Here is a 19,267-nt window from a genome sequence, read left to right on the forward strand (position 1 = left end):
ATTATGGACAAAAATATTTTAGAACATGGTCTTAATTTCAATAGACGTCGATTCCTTTCAAAACTAAGTTTAGGCTTAGGCAGTGTAGCATTGGGATCTTTGCTCATTCCCGATCTATTTGAAGGAGGCTTTGAGCAAGCAGGACTTCCCTCGGGTATTCCAGATTTTGCTCCTAAAGCAAAGCGTGTAATTTATCTCTTTCAGAATGGGGCTCCATCACAACTCGAATCTTTCGATTATAAACCCAAACTCAGAGAAATGATGGGTCAAGAGCTTCCTGAATCCATACGGGGAGCACAAAGGCTTACAGGTATGACTGCCAATCAGGCGTCATTCCCTTTAGTAGGTTCCTACTATGATTTCAAACAATATGGAGAGTCGCGTGCATGGATCAGCGATTTATTTCCACATACAGCAAAAGTTGTTGACGATATCTGTATCATTAAATCTATGTTCACAGAAGCGATCAATCATGATCCCGCACTGACATTTTTTCAAAGTGGTGCACAACAAGGAAACAGACCCAGTATGGGTGCTTGGCTTAGTTATGGTCTAGGAAGTGAAAATAAAAACCTCCCGGCGTACACTGTATTATTATCACGCGGAAAAGGTAATGGTCAGGGTGTCTACTCCAAGTTGTGGAGCAACGGTTTTCTAGACTCGACCCATCAGGGCGTACAGTTCAGCAGTGGTGAAGATCCAGTGCTTTACCTAAAAGACCCTGATGGCTTAAATCGTTTTGAACGCAGAAAAATGCTTGATCAATTAGCCGCGATGAATGACCTCTCCTATCAGGAATTTGGCGATCCAGAGATCAATGCCAAGGTACAGCAATATGAAATGGCCTATCGTATGCAAACTGCAGTTCCAGAAGTCACTGATCTTTCTAAAGAACCCGATGATATCATCAAACTGTATGGCGCAGACTGCCTTAATCCCGGTACTTTTGCGGCCAATTGCCTACTTGCAAGAAAACTTAGTGAAAACGGAGTCCGTTTTGTTCAGCTCTATCATCAAGGTTGGGATCAACATGGTAACTTACCCACAGAAATGGCAGGTCAGGCAAAAGATGTAGACCAAGCATCGGCAGCATTAATTACAGATCTCAAACAAAGAGGTCTATTGGATGAAACACTCGTCATCTGGGGAGGAGAATTTGGACGAACCAATTACAGCCAAGGCGCCATGACCAAAGATAATTATGGGCGTGATCATCATCCCCGTTGCTTCAGTATATGGATGGCAGGTGGCGGAGTCAAACCAGGAATCGTATACGGTGAATCCGATGAACTAGGATATAACATCATCAAAGATCCTGTTCATGTGCATGACTTTCATGCCACAATCCTACATCAGCTCGGATTAAACCATGAAAAACTCACCTATAAACATCTAGGCAGACGTTATAGATTAACCGATGTCGCAGGAAAAGTAATCAATGACATATTAGTATAACCTTATTTTTTTATGGAAAGAAGATCATTTATCAAAAATACAGCAACCTTATCTGCAAGTTTCTTCATTATGAAGGACCTCATGGCCAAACCAAAAGGTCCAATATACGGACATCATAACATGCGCTACACACTTGATAACAAATGGGGACAATTAAATCCGCTCAAAAACCCAGTAAATGACTGCCATGAAATGGTCCAAGATAAAAAAGGACGTATTATACTATTAACCAATGAAACTAAAAATAATATCTTAATTTATAACAAATCGGGTAAATTATTAAACTCCTGGGGCCATGATTTTCCAGGTGCACATGGATTGACCATCGCCAATGAAGGCAAACAAGAATCGCTATTTATTACAGATACCGATAGGCATCAGGTTTTTAAAACCACATTAGATGGCAACATATTAAAAACCATCGATTGTCCTATGGAAACCGGTTTATATCAAAAAAAAGAAGAATTTGTGCCGACTGAAGTCGCTGTTGCAGACAATGGCGATTTCTATATTGCCGATGGTTATGGCTTGCAGTATGTCTTTCATTATAATGCTGACGGGAAGCTACAGGGCTACTTTGGAGGAAGAGGAAAAGAAGTAAAACATTTGGACAATGCTCTTGGGGTTTGCGTAGATAAAAGAAGTGGAAATCCGACCTTACTGGTTACTGACCGTACACGCAACTGCTTTAAACGTTTTGATATGAACGGCAATCTCCTAGAAGTCATCGCATTGCCAGGAGCATGCATCTGCCGGCCAGTCATCAAAAATGAAAATCTTTATGCTGCTGTTTTAAGATCTCCTGATCTCAATAAAGCAGACAGTGGTTTCGTTACGATTCTAGACAAAAACAATAAGGTAATATCCAATATTGGTGGTACCATCCCAGTATATAGCAATGGCACCTTACAGCCCATGGCCCAAGAATTACAAATATTACATAACCCACATGATGTTTGCATCGATGACGACGAAAATATCTACGTAGCACAATGGGCATCAGGAAAAGTATATCCCTATAAATTTACACGAGTCTAATTTTTATATGAAAATTACCTTCAAAGGATTTACAGAACATGCACTGTTTGCGCTAAATATTTTTATCATCTTTTTATTAATATTTGGAAAACAGATCTCGGTACCACTATGGCTTCAATCATTTGGAAGAATGCATCCCATGCTACTACATTTTCCAATTGTGCTATTGCTATTGGCGATGCTGCTTGAAATTTTTCGTTACAATAAATCCTATGCAACATTAACCCTATATCACAAATTTACATCGGGACTACTGCTAGGTGGTATTTTCTTGGCAACAGTAACGGTCATTATGGGTTTATTACTATCACAAGAAGATGGTTACAGCGGAAGTACTTTACAGTGGCACAAATGGACCGGCGTAAGTCTTGTCTTTATATCTTCTTTCATTTATTGGATACGGGAAAAATCATGGTACAATTCTCCACTTTCAAAAATGTTTGCCTTGCTCACTATTATTTCACTTCTTCTTACGGGGCATTATGGAGCCATATTGACCCATGGCGAAAATTTCGTACTCGCTCCTGTCACACCCACCCCAGAAAAAGTCTCAATAGAGCAAGCGATGATCTATCAAGACGTGATTCTACCTATTTTTACAGCCAAATGCGCCAGTTGCCACAATATGGAAAAAGCAAAAGGAAGCTTAAACCTCACTGACGCAGCATCTATGTTAAAAGGTGGCAAAAATGGAAAACTATTTGTTCCCGGCAATCCCCAAATCAGTTTATTATTGCAACGCCTTCATCTTCCAGTTGAAGATGAAAAAAGAATGCCTCCAAAAGGAAAACCCGAACTTACTGCCACAGAAATAGCTGTACTGACCCTCTGGATAAAAGGAAATGCACAATTGGATAAAAAAGTAATCGATTTACCACAGCAAGATTCTTTACGCATACTAGCTTCTACAACTTTAGGCCCATCACCTTCAATGGCACAACAATATGATTTTGCAGCGGCATCAGAGGCAACGGTCAAAAAACTAAATAATGATTATCGGGTTATTTCCATCCTCGATAAAGGCTCCCCTGCTCTGTCTGTTAATATCTATAACAAAACGATTTACAAACCAGAAGCGCTAAAAGAATTGACAGAAATAAAAAGACAGATTGTATCTCTCAACTTAAACGGATTACCCGTGCAAGACGAAGAACTAAAAACGATCAGCACATTTGAAAATTTACGTAAACTGAATCTCAACTTCACAGCTATTAAAGGCGACGGACTGAAGCATTTACTTCCATTAAAACAGTTAAATACCCTATCACTATCTGGTACAGCAGTAAATTTCAATACCGTGAAGCAACTTGTTGCTATGAAAAACCTAAAAGAGCTATCATTATGGCGAACTGATATAAAGGAAAATGAAATTGGCCAATTGAAACAATTAGCAAAAGGAATTCGCATTATTACAGGCTTTAAAGACGACGGAAAGAGTCCCATAAAGCTAAACCAGCCACATTTAAGTACAACCGTTTCTATTTTCAAAAATAGAATACCATTACAGATTAAACATCCCATCAACGGTGTAGAGATCAGGTATACAACCGATGGAACCGAACCCGATAGTTTAAAGTCACCTCTTTACGACAAAGAAATTGAAATTAAAGAGTCCGTTACATTAAAAACTAAAGCATATAAAACCGGATGGTACGGTAGTGATGTCTTGACTTTTAACTTTTATCAAAGTCGCTACAGCCCCGACAGCATTGCATTTATAGTAGCGCCAAGTGAAAAATATAAAGGTGACGGACCGAAGACATTGACAGATTTACAACTCGGCAGCTTTGACATCCAGAATGGCAAATGGATCGGTTACAATGAAAACATGGCATTAATGCTATTTTTCAAAGAACAGCTACCCCTCAAATCTATATCGGTCAACATGATGAAAAAAATCCAAACACATATCCTTCCCCCACAGGAATTTGAAGTATGGGGTGGTACTAACGAAAAAAACATGCGCTTATTGCAACGTGTAAAAAATCCAATGCCACAAAAAGATGAAGCAGATGCATTTATCAAGATGGAAGTAAAATTTAAATCGCAATCAATCTCCTGCATCAAAATTGTAGGTAAAAACTTCAAAAAATTACCAGAATGGCACGCCGGAAAAGGACAACCAGCTTGGATATTTATGGATGAAATACTTTTAAACTAATCAATTTAACCTAAATATATGCATCAAATTCAAACATCTAAACTATTTTGGGCAAGTTGTCTCGCTCTTTTAGTCACTTCGCTTTCTTTCGGTATCCGTGCGGGTATGATGGATCAACTCGGCATTGATTTTCAATTAAATGCGACACAGTTGGGAACCATCACAGCTACAGCTTTTTGGGGATTTCCACTTGCCATCGTTATCGGTGGTTTTATTGTTGACATCATCGGGATGAAACGCCTTCTGGTGATGGCTTTCCTTTTTCATTTAGCAGGTATTCTATTGACCATCTTTGCACAAGGCTATTGGAGTCTTTTCTTCTCCACATTATTAATTGGCATTGCAAATGGTACGGTTGAAGCCGCTTGTAATCCATTAGTGGCCGCACTATATCCGCAAGAAAAGACAACTAGACTCAACTATTTCCATCTCTGGTTTCCTGGAGGTGTTGTGATAGGTACGTTATTGGTCACGCTATTTGTCCATCTGGGCATCGGATGGCAGTTCCAAGTTGGGATGATGTTAATTCCAACAGTTATTTATGGTTATATTTTCTCAAAGCTTGATTTCCCCGTTACAGAACGGGTATCCTCAGGATATTCCACTGCAGACATGTACAAGGCAGTAGGCTCTCCTTTATTTCTATTCCTATTTCTATGCATGTTTATGACCGCTATTACTGAACTATTTACAGGGCAATGGATTAGTTTACTGCTTAAAAATGTAACCGACAACGCCATTCTATTACTTACGATTACCACTGGAATTATGGTAATAGGCCGCGCGTTCGCAAAACCAATTGTTCAAAAACTTGCACCCCAAGGTGTGCTCCTTTTTTCAGCAATCTTTGCAGCAGCAGGTCTATATATGCTTGGTAGCTTTACAGGTAATGCTGTTTTCTTTGCAGCAATTATTTTTGGTATCGGTGTGTGTTACTTCTGGCCAACTATGATCGGTTTTGTTGCCGAAAATATTCCACAATCTGGAGCTTTGGGTTTAAATCTTATCGGTGGAGCTGGTATGTTTGCTGTTTCCATCTATACGATGATCATGGGCAGCTATTATGATGGATTAATCATAAAGCATTTACCAATTGGTTCCAATCTCGATCTGTATAGTTCAGCAACAGAAGGAACGGCAGAAGCTTTGGCATACACAACAGCTAAAAACCTAGCTGGGCCGGAAGTATTACAGATCACGTTAATACTTCCTATCCTATTGATCTTTGCTTTTGGAGGATTATACCTTTACATGAAAAACAAGAAAGAAGTAGGTGCCTATAGGCAGTGTAGTGAATTAAAAAGTTGAAGAAAACGAAAAGACTATAGCAATCAATAGTCCTTACATTTTACCAATTTAAAGCTAAGATATAGCTGATCATCGTTTCATATAAAACGTCATATACTTAAAAAACCAATTCATAGTTGACCATACATGACCGTATTTAATGTACAACATTTCCCGTCGTTTTATCTTGTTTTACGTTTATTTTATTTATATATTTGAGTTAAACCGAACGGCATAACAAACTGGTTTCTACAGTACTATTTGTTCCTCGTTTATACAATTAAACCTAATTATAAAACCATAATGAAGCATCTAAAAAGCATTATATGTTTAATTACAATAGGCATATTGCTATCAAATGTATCTCCATCTGCTGGTCAAAGCAAAAAGAAAACAGTCAAAAAACCTCTAATTGTATTTGTAACGGGCGACCACGAATACAGTGGCGAAGAAACCCTGCCTATGATAGCAGCCGAACTTGAGAAAAACTATGGCATGCGAACTTTGGTGCTAAAAGCAAGTCCTGACTATAATTCAGAAGAAAATATCCCGGGACTAGAAGCTCTAAAAGATGCCGATCTTGCTATTTTCTACCTTCGTTGGAGACTATTACCTGCCGATCAAGTTAAACATATCGACGATTATTTAAAATCCGGAAAGCCGGTTATTGGTTTCAGAACCAGCACACATGCTTTTAATTATCCCAGTGGACATCCCTTGGAGAAATGGAATGCTTTTGGTGAATTTGCTTTGGGAGGTCCTCCAGGATGGGGCAAAGGTGGTCACACCCATTACGGTCATAATTCCAGTACCGATGTATCCATTATTCCCACACAAAGTAAAAATCCGATCTTAACAGGAGTAGATCCAAACTTTCATGTACGCTCCTGGTTGTACCATGTTGTACCCGATTATCCATCAAAAGGATCAACTTGGTTATTAATGGGAAAAGCTGTAGATCCAGATAAAAAAGCAGTTGAAAATCCTGTGGCGTGGACCTGGAAAACCGCTGCTGGAGGAAAAGTTTTCACAACAACACTTGGTCATCCCGATGATTTTAATATAGCAAGTTTTCAGCGGTTACTGATTAATGCCATACATTGGACTGTAGGAAAACCTATCCCTAAGAAATGGGCAGGAAAAATAGATATCAACGTTCCCTATAGACAACAATAGCTTCAATACACACGATATACTTTATCCGAAACATTATATACCCTATGGAATTATCGATACATAACTGGATGCGAGCCGAAACAATAGAAACAACAATTCGCAGAGCCTCCAGTTTAGGCTATACTAAAATTGAAATTGCTGGTAGTCCAGAACATTATGACACTAAAGAGGTCAGAAAACTTTTAAAACAATATGGATTATCATGTTGGGGCTCTGTCACATTGATGTTAGGAGATCGAAATTTACTGGCTAAAGATGAAGCTCAGCGCTCCAAATCCATACAATATGTCAAAGATGTGGCGCGCATGGTTAAGGAACTCGATGGTCACATGATCTCTGTGGTGCCCGGTACGGTGGGTAAAATCATACCCGATGGCAGACCCGAAGAAGAATGGCAATGGGCCATTGACTCACTACAAGACGTATATCACTACACACAGTCATCAGGCATATTGATCGGTATTGAACCAATCAATAGATTTGAAACCTATTTCGTTAACAGAGGTGATCAAGCATTAGCACTTGCTGCGGCCGTAGGTCCCGATTGCGGTGTGTGCCTTGACACCTTTCATATGAACATCGAAGAAGATGATCTCTATGAAGCAATCAAACGAGCCAAAGGAAAACTTGTTGGTTTCCATGTTGCCGACAACAATAGGATGGCTCCGGGAATGGGCACGCTGAATTGGAGTAAAATACTTGAAACACTCGATCAGATTGGTTATAACGAAGTGCTGTCTGTGGAATTTTGTTCACCTTTGGACCGTACTCCTGCAAACCCTTACCCCAATTCTATTGATGAGCATCCCGAAAACCTCTCTCCTGAACAAAAGAAATTTCTTGAAGATCATGGCAGTGCATCAGTTTCGGAAGAGTTTTATACAATGCTCACTCAGAAATCATTCGAGATTTTGTCCAAACTTATTAAGTAGCTGTCACAAAAAATGTTGTAGGCTACAACATCCGAGCAGGATTCAAAAATATAAAATGAGCTTTTCGCAACACCAGCAATAATGCAATTGAATAACTCATCGAACTTGATATCACAGACTAAGGAGTAATCAATTTTAAATTTCGGTAAATAGCATTATTTACCCTATTAGAAATAGAAACAATGAAGATAACAAACATAGAAGCATTCTGGCTGCGACGTCCTATACCAAAAGAAAAACAGCATTTTTCAGATTACGGTCTGCTAACCAATTTCGACATGACACTCGTGGTCGTTACCACTGAAGATGGTCTTCAAGGTTTCGGAGAGGCAAAAGCAGCTGTCGGATCATCTGGAGTATGCGCATCCATAGTAAGCTGCATTGAAAATGAATTAAAACCCATTTTAATTGGTAAAAATGCAAAAAATATAAACCGTCTTTGGGAGGAGATGTACAATGGCACACGCGATCATTATGCACTCACAAGAGGTCGAAGATTCCCTATCCTTGGTCGAAGAGGATTAACTATAGCCGCAATGAGCGGTATCGACACCGCTCTGTGGGATTTAAAAGGTAAAGCTTTGGGAGTACCTGTTATGGACCTTCTTGGCGGAGCCTGTCGCGAACAAATGCCTGCGTACGCCAGTGGTGGCTGGGCTCCCGTTGATCATATAGGCGAGCAGCTCAATAGTTATGTTGCTAAAGGATTTAATGCCGTAAAAATGCGTGTCGGTATCATGGATCAAACTGTCCAAAACAGTATTGACCGTGTCAAAGCCGCAAGAAAAGCACTCGGTCCTCACATTAAACTCATGACAGATGCACACGGTACCTTTAGTGTACCTGAAGCAAAACAGTTCTGTCGAGGAGTAGAAGATTGTAATTTGTACTGGTTTGAAGAACCCATTAATCCTGACAATAGACACGGTACAGCAGAAGTCCGAGCTTCCACTACAATTCCCATAGCTGCAGGAGAAAGTGAATTTACAAGCTTTGACATCCGCGATTTACTTGAAGTCAGAGCGCTAGATGTCATACAGCCCGATGCAGCGATTATTGGAGGTATTTCCGAAACCATGCGCGTAGGACACCTAGCAAGTGTTCATCAATTAGAACTTGCTCCGCACTGTTGGGGTTCTGCTTTCTCATTTATGGCAGGGCTCCATGTCGCATTTGCATCCCAGGCGGCAACAATCATTGAGTTTTCACTTGGAGGTAATCCTATGATGTATGATCTGGTCCACGAGCAGATTACAGTTACTGATGGCGTCATCGCGGCTCCAGTGGCACCGGGGCTGGGACTAACACCCAACTGGAATTTTATTAATGAGTTTAAACAGAAAATCTAACTAACAAAATAAATCAATAGATATGGCACGTGCAATCAAAATCAACCACGTCACACTTATCGTAGATAATCTTGAAAAGGCGGCAGCATTTTATCAAAACGAATTGGGTCTGGAACCCCTTGCTGCCTTTAGATTTGATTACCCTGTGATGTTTTTTAAATTTAATGATGAGCAACAGCTTCATCTCTCGGAATGGGAAGATACGCCTTCATTTCGTGGACATATTTGCGTTCAAGTAGATGATTTTAACAAGATCTTTTTCCGTATGAAAGAACTCCAGGTGATCGATATTTCACCCTGGGGGAAAGTAAGAAAATTACCGGATGGTGCCATGCAGCTTTTTCTACGTGATCCAGCAGGCAATCTCGTCGAAATATCATCAGCACCTGGCAGTGATATAGATCCACTTATTCTAGAAGACGAACTCTATGAGGAAGGTATCTATATTTCAAATAGAAATGATTTCAGAGGGTACAAATCTGATGAAGCGACCTTATATCACAAATAAACGCCAATAAAGAGTACTGCGGAATCCTATCATATGACAATCAAAAAAAACGTTTTATTACTGGAAACTATAGCTGAAGAAGCCTTAGTCATGTTGCAAGATCAAGTTAATGTACTGACAGGCTACGACAGTATTTCATTGCAGAAAGCAATTGACAAATACACCATAAACGCCATCATTACCCGTGGAAAGGGTCAGGTCAACAAGGCACTATTGGATGCTTGTCCCGCCCTACAGGCGGTCGCCCGATGTGGTGTAGGCCTTGATAATATTGATGTACATGAAGCGACTGCTCGCAATATCAGCATCATACATGCTCCTGCATCCAATGCTTCAACAATTGCAGAACATACTCTAGCCCTCATGCTTATGCTCACACGCAACCTGTACGAATCCATTCAGCAGGTAAAAAATAACAACTGGGACTGGCGTAACCAATATAACGGAGATGAGCTCCATGGAAAGACCCTTGGTATTATCGGTCTGGGCAATATAGGTCAACGTGTGGCTAAACTAGCTGATGCATTTGGTATGAACGTCATATATTCAAGCCGATCAACCAAAGATGTTCCTTATCTACAGGTTACACAAACAGAACTCCTACAACAGGCCGATATTGTCAGTCTCCATCTCCCCTATACTACTGTTATCGGAACCTTATTGGGTGCGCAAGAGCTCAATCTGATGAAACCTACGGCTTTACTCATTAACACAGCCCGCGGAGCATTGATCGATCATGAAGCACTTGTAAAGGCACTAAATACAAACAGCCTTGCAGGTTTTGCTGCCGATGTATTACCAGAGGAACCTCCAAAGCATCCGGACGCACTTGTCGATCATCGACACACACTCATTACTCCGCACTCCGGTAGCCTTACTGCTACGACCTATAGACACATGTGCGTCTATACCATCACCAATGTACTGGCTCTTTTACAGGACGAAAAACCAGAAAGTAGAAGTGTCAATAATTTGAGTGCCTTACAGAAGCAAGCTTAAGGGTATCGGCGATATAAAACAGGTTAAGTAGCATAACACTACTTAACCCTTAGTATCAAATAAGTTCGTAACATTACTTTTCTAATGGAAACTCCTGCAACAATTCCGCTGGAGCATAAAACCCCTTTTTGCTTTCTGAAGCTGCCCTGACTGCTTTTACTTTTTCTTTGGAAACTGAAGATGCTTTGTTCCCAAAGGAATTGCGTACATATGTTAATACCGCGGCCACTTCCTCATCACTGAGCATTCCTTCAAAGGGTGTCATCGGTACCTGACCCGGAAATTTTGTTCCATTGACTTCCATCGGCCCATGTAAACCTTTAAGTACTACTTTAATTAAACGATCTTGGCTACCTGTCACCCATTTCGTTCCATGAAGAGGTGGAAATCCTGACATCGGTAAACCATTGCCATCAGCTTGATGACAGGTGATACAAAATCCTTCTTTTGCAAAAAGGGCCTTACCTTTAATATACTGATCACGTTCTATTCCGGTAAGAGACGTTTTGACTTTATCTGGACTATCCTTCAATTCCTCCCTCCCAGTCAAATTAGCAACAGCCATTGTATAGGCAGGTTCGATCCAATCATCAACACCCTTTTTAGCTATTGCCTGCATGATCGGCATGCCTTTCTCCCTTGGCATCCAAGATGCGGCGGTAAGCACCTCAAGACGTACACGGCCGTGCGGATCAGATGCGGCCTGCATCAGCAACTTTTCATGATCTTTTACCTGATGCCCCGTATAGCGCAATACCCTTACTGCTGCAGCCCGAGCATGATAATCATCCGATTTCAACACCTTCCTCAACAACTCTTGATCAACCTGATTCAAACCCCAGCTTACCCATAATGCTTCAACCAGCTGATGCGCATATTTCGGATTACTTTTATCCAATTTCGCTACCCAGTCTTTTAATTGTGGCAGTACTTCTGAGGATTTCCGCCCCCTGAGTTCAGCACGGGTACGATAACGGGTGCGGTATTCCGGTAATTTCAGATTATCAAGTAATTGAGAAATAGATGCTCCAGCAATTTGAGCCGGTTTTAAAAGTGGTCTTGACGGGTAAGTGATCCGATAAATACGTCCGTGTACATGATCGCGCAACGGATCACGGGCATTATGCTGCATATGCCCGATTAAGATATTGTGCCAATCCGCAATATATAAAGACCCATCCGGAGCAAATTCCAGATCAACAGGCCTAAAATTCTTGTCCGAACTCTGCAATAAGTCCTGTCGATGTGTACTTTTGTAACCTGTTCCATCATCATTCAACCGGTGTTCTTTCGTTCCTAAAAAGCCGATGGTATTGTTGATTAAGAAATCACCTTGTAGAGAATCGGGGAAATGGCGGCTTGAAACAAACTCAAGACCAGAAGTCGGTCGCACCCGATGTTCATCCTGTACCAGATTCCGGGATTTGGTCGTTGCTACACCATATTTAGGTTTTATAGTCACGGGCAGCATCCAGCTGACATCAGGTCCGGAGGTTTCAGCATAAAAATTTTGTCCCCATTCATCAAAAGCTATTCCCCAGGGGTTGGGTACATTAGGCTGCGCCATCCGTTCCAAATAGCGACGTTGTGGACTATAACGGTAAAAACCACCATTCGTACCACGAACTGGCCCATAAGAAGTTTCTATATTAGAATGTAAAAATACTCCTTCTCCCATAATGATCGCTCCCGAAGGATCGACCGTAAAGGCATGAATATTATGATGGGTATCATGATCATCAAAACCACTCAATAAAATCTCTCTGACATCAGCCCGATCATCGCCATCCGTATCTTTTAAAAGCATAAAATTAGTTCCTTGAGACAGATAAACACCGTCAGCAGTAATTTCGAAGCCTACAGGAAGATGTAGTCCATCCGCAAAAACGGTCTGCTTATCTGCTTTACCATCCTGATCAGTATCTTCGAGTATAATCAACTTGTCATTAGGTTTCGAGTCTCCTGGTTTATAGTGAGGGTAACTAGGCATTGTAGCAACCCATAAACGACCTTTATTATCAAACGTAATTTGACAAGGATTAGCCAAATCTGGAAATTCCTTTTCTGAAGCAAAAAGATCAATCTTAAAACCTGGGGCAACTTTCAGGGTTGCTAAAGCATCATCACCGTACAGATAAGCCAAATTGCCATTCTTTCCAGGATCATAGTTTGTTTTTACTTCAGGTACCGGGGTTGTCTTTTTATCCGCTGCCGCCACATCCATTTTCTTTCCATGCGCAGCCAGCCAGATTGCCGTATCTCTGATCGCAGTCATTTCTCGGATTTTCTTAATTTCAGCAGGGTAATTATCAGGCCCAAATGGATCATATCTTCTACCATAAGCATGTACCCCATTCGGAATTTTAATATCGTTATGCCACATCCAATTTTTTTCAAGAACAGCATGACGTATAAGATCACGATTATCTTCATTTTTAACATCAGCCTTCCCAAAAATTAGGTCTGCCAACAAAGGCGCAAAACGCGCATATCCAGCATCTGTAAGCTGCGATCCATCTATTGTTAGGGGCTCTTTTGTCCAGAAATACCAGCGCTCTGTAGGGTTATACACATCGACAAAGTGTACGTTATTCTTCGCTGCGATCTCTTTCATTGCAGCAGCATATAAAGACAAATTCCGATTCTCTTGCTTCCCGTCAGGGAGATCATACTGCTTAGAGAGGTTTTCAAAAGCAATCGGAGAAACTAATGCCAGTTTCACCGGAGATGTACCGTTATACTGTTGTTTAATTGTATGTTTAATAAAAGCATCCAGCTCCGACTTATAATTTTCCAAACCCTCAGCGCCTTCAAACGATTCGTTATAGCCGAAGAAAGCGATGATGATATCAGCTTTTAAACGAGCCAGCCATTGATCCTCAGTCTCAAAAAAACCTTCACTTCCTGAGGGTTGAGCAAGATCCGTTTGAAAATTTTCTGCTCCAGGAAAAGCCCAAGGCGATTTCCGGCTCGCATGAGGCCTAAAACCAGGCGTGTTGCCCCCATCGCACATGTTTCGGATATAGAGGTTTGAATCCGGATAACGTAACTGAAGCTCTGTTTCAAAATGCCCATAATTCATCATCCGAGATCCCAAATTATTGCCAATAAGAACAATATGCGCTCCTTTTTTTAAAGGTAAGGTTGGTTGCTTTGATCGTACTAGAAAAAGAATACCGCCAACTGCCACGGCAGCCACGATAATAAAAAGAACCCACGTTCTTTTCGTTACAATTTTCATCATTTTGTCATTTAGGTTATCGCTCAATATTCATTAAGCTTGGTTGCGTCTACGTTGCAATATAACAAATTATCAAGCAATTACATTTTTAAAACAATGCTATTTTATAAAAAACCCTTTTCAAAAAAACCTCCGAATAATATAAAAACACACGCTTAGGAGTACTACAAGCCAAAAAACACAGAAAATGTCGCAAATTATTCTTTTGTATCATTATTGAAACATACAGATATAGCGGGATAAAAATAAAAGAGACTATCATCCCAAATATTCTTTTTTTTCATAGAAAGCGTATCATGCAACAACCAAAATAGAACCAGGTTCTGCATTCCACAATGCTCTTTTTATGATTTTGACTGACGACAATACGGAAAAGGCATTGCCACACTGTAATCTTGAGAAATCATTTTGCGCCATGGAGATAAAACAATGCGTTAGGGCACATTGACTTCCCATCCTTGCCAACTCTTATAGCAGTATGGCTTCTTGTATTCACGCTGCAGCTTAATCATTTTGCGCCATGGCGGATCAGCTATTCGCTACGGTCAATTGCTTCTTTACCATCGCCATAATAGATTGCTATGAGGCGATATATCTTTGTACTTCAGGTAGTTCATATTGTGATATGGTTTATTAACAATGCTGAATGGCCATTAACCATGGCTACGTAACATGCTTTAAAGGAAATAGTATTTCATTATTAAGAATAATTAATTACTTAGCATGTAAAACGGAAGTGTTATCTAGTCTCTTGTCAAGATCAAAAGAACTTCTCGCAGCCCACCTATCCAGCTAGGGGAAGTCTAATTTTTAATTGAATCTGTTAGAAATCATCTCGGGGATTCTATTTTTCCTACTGTCGTAACGAAAAACCCATAGGACAACTTTGCATTTCGGTACGGCGAAATAAAATAAGTATAAGGATTTGTGCATAAGCCATACCGCGACAAGATAAACCACATGCGCTCCCTGTCCATGTTACGTAGAAAATTAAGTAAATCTTAGTCTACAACCAAAGAAACTATTTCGTGATTTTTATTTGGAAAAAGCACAATTATGAAGATCAACCTATCGAGCACCAACGATCTTTCTAAAATTTTTTTTAACAAGAAAGGCTGTCTCATTTTGGACTGCCCCCAAAATATTGGACAAATTTAGTTAATTAGATTTGTAATAATGAGCTCGATATTCTGTCGGGCTCATTCCATTTAAATTTAGTTTTATCCGTTGATTATTGTAATAGGAGATATAATCTTCTATTTCGCTTTTTAACTTCTCTGTTGATTCGTATTGTTTTAGATAAAACAGTTCTGATTTTAAAATTCCGAAGAAATTTTCAATTACGGCATTATCAAGGCAATTTCCTTTTCTGGACATGCTTTGAGTGATTCCGTTTTCTTTGAGCCACTGTTGATATTTAGGCATTTGGTATTGCCAGCCCTGATCTGAATGTAAAAGCAGTTGTGATGCCCCCCTTGCTTTGGGCAGTGCCTTTTTGAGCATATCCATTACCCCTTTAAAGACCGGCCTGTCAGTAATTTCATAACTTATAACTTCCTGATTGAACAGATCAATTATTGGGGAGAGATACAGCTTTTTTTCCTTGACTTTGAACTCAGTAATATCCGTGGCCCATTTTTGCAAAGGCCCCTCAGCCTGGAATTTCCTGTTGAGGATATTGGGGGCGATCTTGCCCGGTTCACCCCGGTATGACCTGTATTTCTTTATCCTGATCAGACTATTCAAACCCATTTCCCTCATTAATCTAAGAATGGTCTTATGATTGATATCCACTCCATCCCGTTTGAGCTGCAGGGTAATGCGGCGATAGCCAAAGCGGCCCTTATGTACATGGTAAACTTTGTTGATTTGCGCTTTGACCTGTTCGTATTTATCTGCTTGTCCCTCCTTCTTGGAATGATAATAGAAAGTACTTCATGCCATCTTAACGCAACTCAGCAGGATATCAAGATCAAATTGATGCCTTAGCTCCATTATGGCTTTCGCTTGTTTTCGGCTTGAGCTAAGGCGCTGAGCTTTTTTAGCAGGGCATTTTCTGCACGTAAATACTCATTCTCCTGCAAAAGTTCCTCTTCACGCGTGAGCGCTTTATTCATTTTTCTAACTTTTCGCTTGATCTGCGGATTTGCTTTCTTTGTCATCAGGGGTCTTCCTTTTGGCCGTGCCTCCAATCCTTCTGGACCGAACTTGTCCAGCCTTTTCTGCCATTCAATGATATGGGCATCCGAGGAAAGGTCAAAGCGTACACGGGCTTCTTTCAAAGATAAACTTTCTTCTCGGATTGCGGTAAGGACAGAAAGCTTAAAAGAAGCACTAAAGTGTCTTTTCCCTTTCCTGGGAAGTAGCCCCGATTCCCCCTGATACTTATATATTCTGTACCAGGTCTCAAACAAAGAATACGTAATCCCGAATTCTTCTCCCAAAGACTTTGCAGAACGATAATGCTCATCCATTTGTCTAACACAGCTCAACTTAAATTCAAAACTGTGCTTGTTTTTCTTATTCATAAAAATGCCCCCAGAAAGTGTCTAACTTTTTGGGGGCACTGCATTTATGATGAAACAGCCTTTCTTGACTCCCAGTAAATAATACTACCTATTCTCCTTACGCTGAATGAGCATCGAAGTATTTTCAAGCCATGGTGCTGAAAATTGGACAGAAACATTTCCTTGCCCAGGATTCAATTGAATGTAAGCAATCATTTTGCCATGATATACGCGATGTCTATTATCAGTATAGTCTGTCATATCACTGTTGTTTCCAGCCTCCAGTCCCAAAAGCCTAGCGGCACCTACGATCCTGCAGGTAACCTCATCATCTGCCAGCACAACAGGTCTGTTGTTTTTGTCAACCACCTGCAGTTCCACTTGAATCACGTCGCCAGTTCTTGCCGAAACAGAAGATTCTGAGATGATCGCTAAGGCATGAGAACGTCCGGATGTTTCTAGAACTTGACGTACCAGCTCCTTTTGTTCCTTGTCAAATCCAATAACTTCCAATCTCCCTTCTGCATACGGGATATCCCAATAAACAATGCCCTGTTCTTCATTATACGATTTGATATCACCGACAACTTTACCATTTAGTTCTAATCTTGCAAAAGCGGTATTCGTATAGCAGACAACACGTATCAATTGACCTTCCCGATAGTTCCATATAGGCCAAGCATCCATCGATGGAGCTTCATTTTTACGTTGCCCCCTTTCAGCTTCGAGATCCGACCACACATCAGTTTTACCAACCTCACCTTTTAAGGCATAAGTTCCTAAGTAAGCCATTGGTTTTTCTGACCATAAGGCTTGACGAAAATATCCTCTCGGTTTAATTAATCCCGCAAAATCTAATAGGCCAGAATAAAAGCCTCTTGATGGCCAACGACCAGACTCGCCCAAATAATCAATTCCAGTCCATAGAAACTGGCCGAAAATATGATTATTCTCTTGAACAGCTTTCCAAGCAGCAAGATCATGTCTATTTTCACTACCAAATATGACTCGTTTAGGGTAGCGCTTATGATCTTCCTGATAACGGCTTTCTGTATAATTATATCCTGCAATATCTAACACTCCTGGATATTCCGTTTCATTAGACATCGCAACACCTGCTAGTCCAGCAGTAACGGGTCGACTGGTATCGTATTTTTTAACAACAGCAGCCAATCGCTTAGCAATATCTCCCAACCGCATGGCATCAGGAGCATCTTTTTTATAGCCTCCAAAAATAGGCTGTGTAAATCCATTCCCTTGACTTCCATCAAGAATAGGATGAGAATAAGGATCATTTGGATAGTCAACTTCATTGCCGATACTCCAAGCAAAAATAGAAATATGATTGCGATCTCTTTTCACCATATCTGCAAGATCACGTTCACCCCAATCTGCAAAAAAATCGTATGCACCTTCAAATCCTGCTGTTCCCACATTCCAACCAGCTATCCATTTACGCTTTGGATATTCCCATTCATCATAGGCTTCATTCATCACCAAAAGGCCCAATTCATCACAGAGATCATACAATGAAGTTGCTTGTGGATTATGACTGGTTCGGATTGCATTGACACCCAGCGACTTTAAAGTCAGCAATCTACGGCGCCATACTTCGGGGTAAAATTCAGCTCCCAATACACCCGCATCATGATGAATACATACCCCCTTTACTTTTGTCCATTTTCCATTTAAAGCAAAACCCTGATCAGGATCGAAAGCCAAGGTCCGAAAACCCGTTTTCACCTCCGAACGATCGATCTCTTTGCCATGGTGCAGCACCACTGTTTTTAACTTATAACGATTCGCTTGCTCCAAGCTCCATAATTTCGGATTCTTAACCGTTATCTTCACGGGTACTGATATGCGGCCATTGGGAGAAATTGTTGTTTTTTTAACAATTTTGCCGACAGTGTTCCCGGATTCATCAATCAATTCTTGTACTAATTCAACCGCTGTAGCCGCACTTGTTTCATTCACAAGTGCTACCTCTACGTGTAAGTTTCCTTGATTTCCTTTCACTGCTGGGTAGGCATATACACCCCATTGTTCTAAATGTACAGGGTTAGCCTTTACAATCCAAACATCGCGATAGATGCCAGATCCAGTATACCATCTCGAATCGGCACTATGACTGTGATCGACCTTTACCGCAATTGTATTTTCTTTGCCGTATTCGACTAAAGAAGATACATCGTATGAAAACGAGATATAGCCATAAGGGCGTTTACCAACAGATTTTCCATTAACAAATACCTCACTCCGGTTATATACCCCCTCAAAATAGAGGTATAACTTTTTACCTTGATCTGCGATAGGAATGATCATTTTTTTTTGATACCAGCCGATTCCTCCTGGTAAGTAACCTGTAGCACTGGCCAAATTTGGACTTAGTGGATATTTCACGCTCCAATCATAAGGCAGTTGAACCGACCGCCAAGCCGAAGAAGACAGCGTATTTATCTTGGTTATATCCAAATCTCCAAGATGAAACTGCCAGTCTCCATTTATTTTCTCGCTACTTCCAAATCCCAGTTGCGCAAATAAAGATCTTGATCCAAACAAAAAGATCGGGATAAGCAAGATGATATGTTTTACTATTCGAAGCATCTTTAAG

Annotated in this window: 11 protein-coding genes and 1 pseudogene; 9 read left to right on the forward strand and 3 right to left on the reverse strand. The window is 40.6% G+C overall.

The features are described from left to right. The first annotated feature begins 3 nt into the window (after positions 1-3). The 9 genes from HCX49_RS09325 to HCX49_RS09365 all read left to right on the forward strand — a co-directional run bounded on the left by HCX49_RS09325 (position 4) and on the right by HCX49_RS09365 (position 10,905). Positions 4-1,455 (forward strand): DUF1501 domain-containing protein, encoded by a 1,452-nt coding sequence (locus HCX49_RS09325; RefSeq protein ID WP_132773934.1) that lies wholly within the window; start codon positions 4-6, stop codon positions 1,453-1,455. Between the two features lie 12 nt (positions 1,456-1,467). Further along, positions 1,468-2,493 (forward strand): 6-bladed beta-propeller, encoded by a 1,026-nt coding sequence (locus HCX49_RS09330; RefSeq protein WP_168126878.1) that lies wholly within the window; start codon positions 1,468-1,470, stop codon positions 2,491-2,493. A gap of 7 nt (positions 2,494-2,500) precedes the next feature. Then, positions 2,501-4,654 (forward strand): FN3 associated domain-containing protein, encoded by a 2,154-nt coding sequence (locus tag HCX49_RS09335; RefSeq protein ID WP_168126879.1) that lies wholly within the window; start codon positions 2,501-2,503, stop codon positions 4,652-4,654. Between the two features lie 18 nt (positions 4,655-4,672). After that, the gene (locus tag HCX49_RS09340; RefSeq protein ID WP_021189434.1) at positions 4,673-5,962 is read left to right on the forward strand and encodes an MFS transporter; all 1,290 of its coding nucleotides are present in this window, start codon (positions 4,673-4,675) and stop codon (positions 5,960-5,962) included. A gap of 282 nt (positions 5,963-6,244) precedes the next feature. Continuing rightward, positions 6,245-7,117 (forward strand): ThuA domain-containing protein, encoded by an 873-nt coding sequence (locus HCX49_RS09345; RefSeq protein WP_132773940.1) that lies wholly within the window; start codon positions 6,245-6,247, stop codon positions 7,115-7,117. A 44-nt stretch (positions 7,118-7,161) separates the two neighbouring features. Then, positions 7,162-8,049: a sugar phosphate isomerase/epimerase family protein gene (locus tag HCX49_RS09350; RefSeq protein WP_132773942.1), complete on the forward strand. Its 888-nt coding sequence runs from the start codon at positions 7,162-7,164 to the stop codon at positions 8,047-8,049. A gap of 182 nt (positions 8,050-8,231) precedes the next feature. Continuing rightward, positions 8,232-9,398 (forward strand): mandelate racemase/muconate lactonizing enzyme family protein, encoded by a 1,167-nt coding sequence (locus HCX49_RS09355; protein WP_168126880.1) that lies wholly within the window; start codon positions 8,232-8,234, stop codon positions 9,396-9,398. A 22-nt stretch (positions 9,399-9,420) separates the two neighbouring features. After that, positions 9,421-9,906, forward strand: a complete 486-nt coding sequence (locus HCX49_RS09360) for a VOC family protein (protein WP_021190653.1) — start codon at positions 9,421-9,423, stop codon at positions 9,904-9,906. A 33-nt stretch (positions 9,907-9,939) separates the two neighbouring features. Further along, complete coding sequence (locus tag HCX49_RS09365; protein WP_206368340.1) at positions 9,940-10,905, forward strand: 2-hydroxyacid dehydrogenase; 966 nt, start codon at positions 9,940-9,942, stop codon at positions 10,903-10,905. Positions 10,906-10,978: 73 nt separating this feature from the next. On the opposite strand, the gene HCX49_RS09370 is transcribed toward HCX49_RS09365, so the two are convergent. The 3 genes and pseudogenes from HCX49_RS09370 to HCX49_RS09385 all read right to left on the reverse strand — a co-directional run bounded on the left by HCX49_RS09370 (position 10,979) and on the right by HCX49_RS09385 (position 19,260). Next, positions 10,979-14,149, reverse strand: coding sequence for a PVC-type heme-binding CxxCH protein (locus HCX49_RS09370; protein WP_206368342.1), 3,171 nt, complete (start codon positions 14,147-14,149; stop codon positions 10,979-10,981). 1,155 nt (positions 14,150-15,304) lie between these two features. Beyond that, a pseudogene (locus tag HCX49_RS25815) lies at positions 15,305-16,674 on the reverse strand (IS3 family transposase). A gap of 84 nt (positions 16,675-16,758) precedes the next feature. Further along, entirely contained in the window at positions 16,759-19,260 is a 2,502-nt protein-coding gene (locus HCX49_RS09385) for a sugar-binding domain-containing protein (protein ID WP_168126882.1), read from the reverse strand. Between the last annotated feature and the right edge of the window lie 7 nt (positions 19,261-19,267).

This window comes from Sphingobacterium sp. B16(2022), from assembly GCF_012030425.1.
Taxonomy (GTDB): domain Bacteria; phylum Bacteroidota; class Bacteroidia; order Sphingobacteriales; family Sphingobacteriaceae; genus Sphingobacterium; species Sphingobacterium anhuiense.

Coding starts and splice junctions, on each gene's coding strand:
- HCX49_RS09325 (WP_132773934.1), top strand. CDS start 4: ATGGACAAAAATATTTTAGAACATGGTCTTAATTTCAATAGACGTCGA.
- HCX49_RS09350 (WP_132773942.1), top strand. CDS start 7,162: ATGGAATTATCGATACATAACTGGATGCGAGCCGAAACAATAGAAACA.
- HCX49_RS09335 (WP_168126879.1), top strand. CDS start 2,501: ATGAAAATTACCTTCAAAGGATTTACAGAACATGCACTGTTTGCGCTA.
- HCX49_RS09340 (WP_021189434.1), top strand. CDS start 4,673: ATGCATCAAATTCAAACATCTAAACTATTTTGGGCAAGTTGTCTCGCT.
- HCX49_RS09365 (WP_206368340.1), top strand. CDS start 9,940: ATGACAATCAAAAAAAACGTTTTATTACTGGAAACTATAGCTGAAGAA.
- HCX49_RS09355 (WP_168126880.1), top strand. CDS start 8,232: ATGAAGATAACAAACATAGAAGCATTCTGGCTGCGACGTCCTATACCA.
- HCX49_RS09330 (WP_168126878.1), top strand. CDS start 1,468: ATGGAAAGAAGATCATTTATCAAAAATACAGCAACCTTATCTGCAAGT.
- HCX49_RS09360 (WP_021190653.1), top strand. CDS start 9,421: ATGGCACGTGCAATCAAAATCAACCACGTCACACTTATCGTAGATAAT.
- HCX49_RS09385 (WP_168126882.1), bottom strand. CDS start 19,260: ATGCTTCGAATAGTAAAACATATCATCTTGCTTATCCCGATCTTTTTG.
- HCX49_RS09370 (WP_206368342.1), bottom strand. CDS start 14,149: ATGATGAAAATTGTAACGAAAAGAACGTGGGTTCTTTTTATTATCGTG.
- HCX49_RS09345 (WP_132773940.1), top strand. CDS start 6,245: ATGAAGCATCTAAAAAGCATTATATGTTTAATTACAATAGGCATATTG.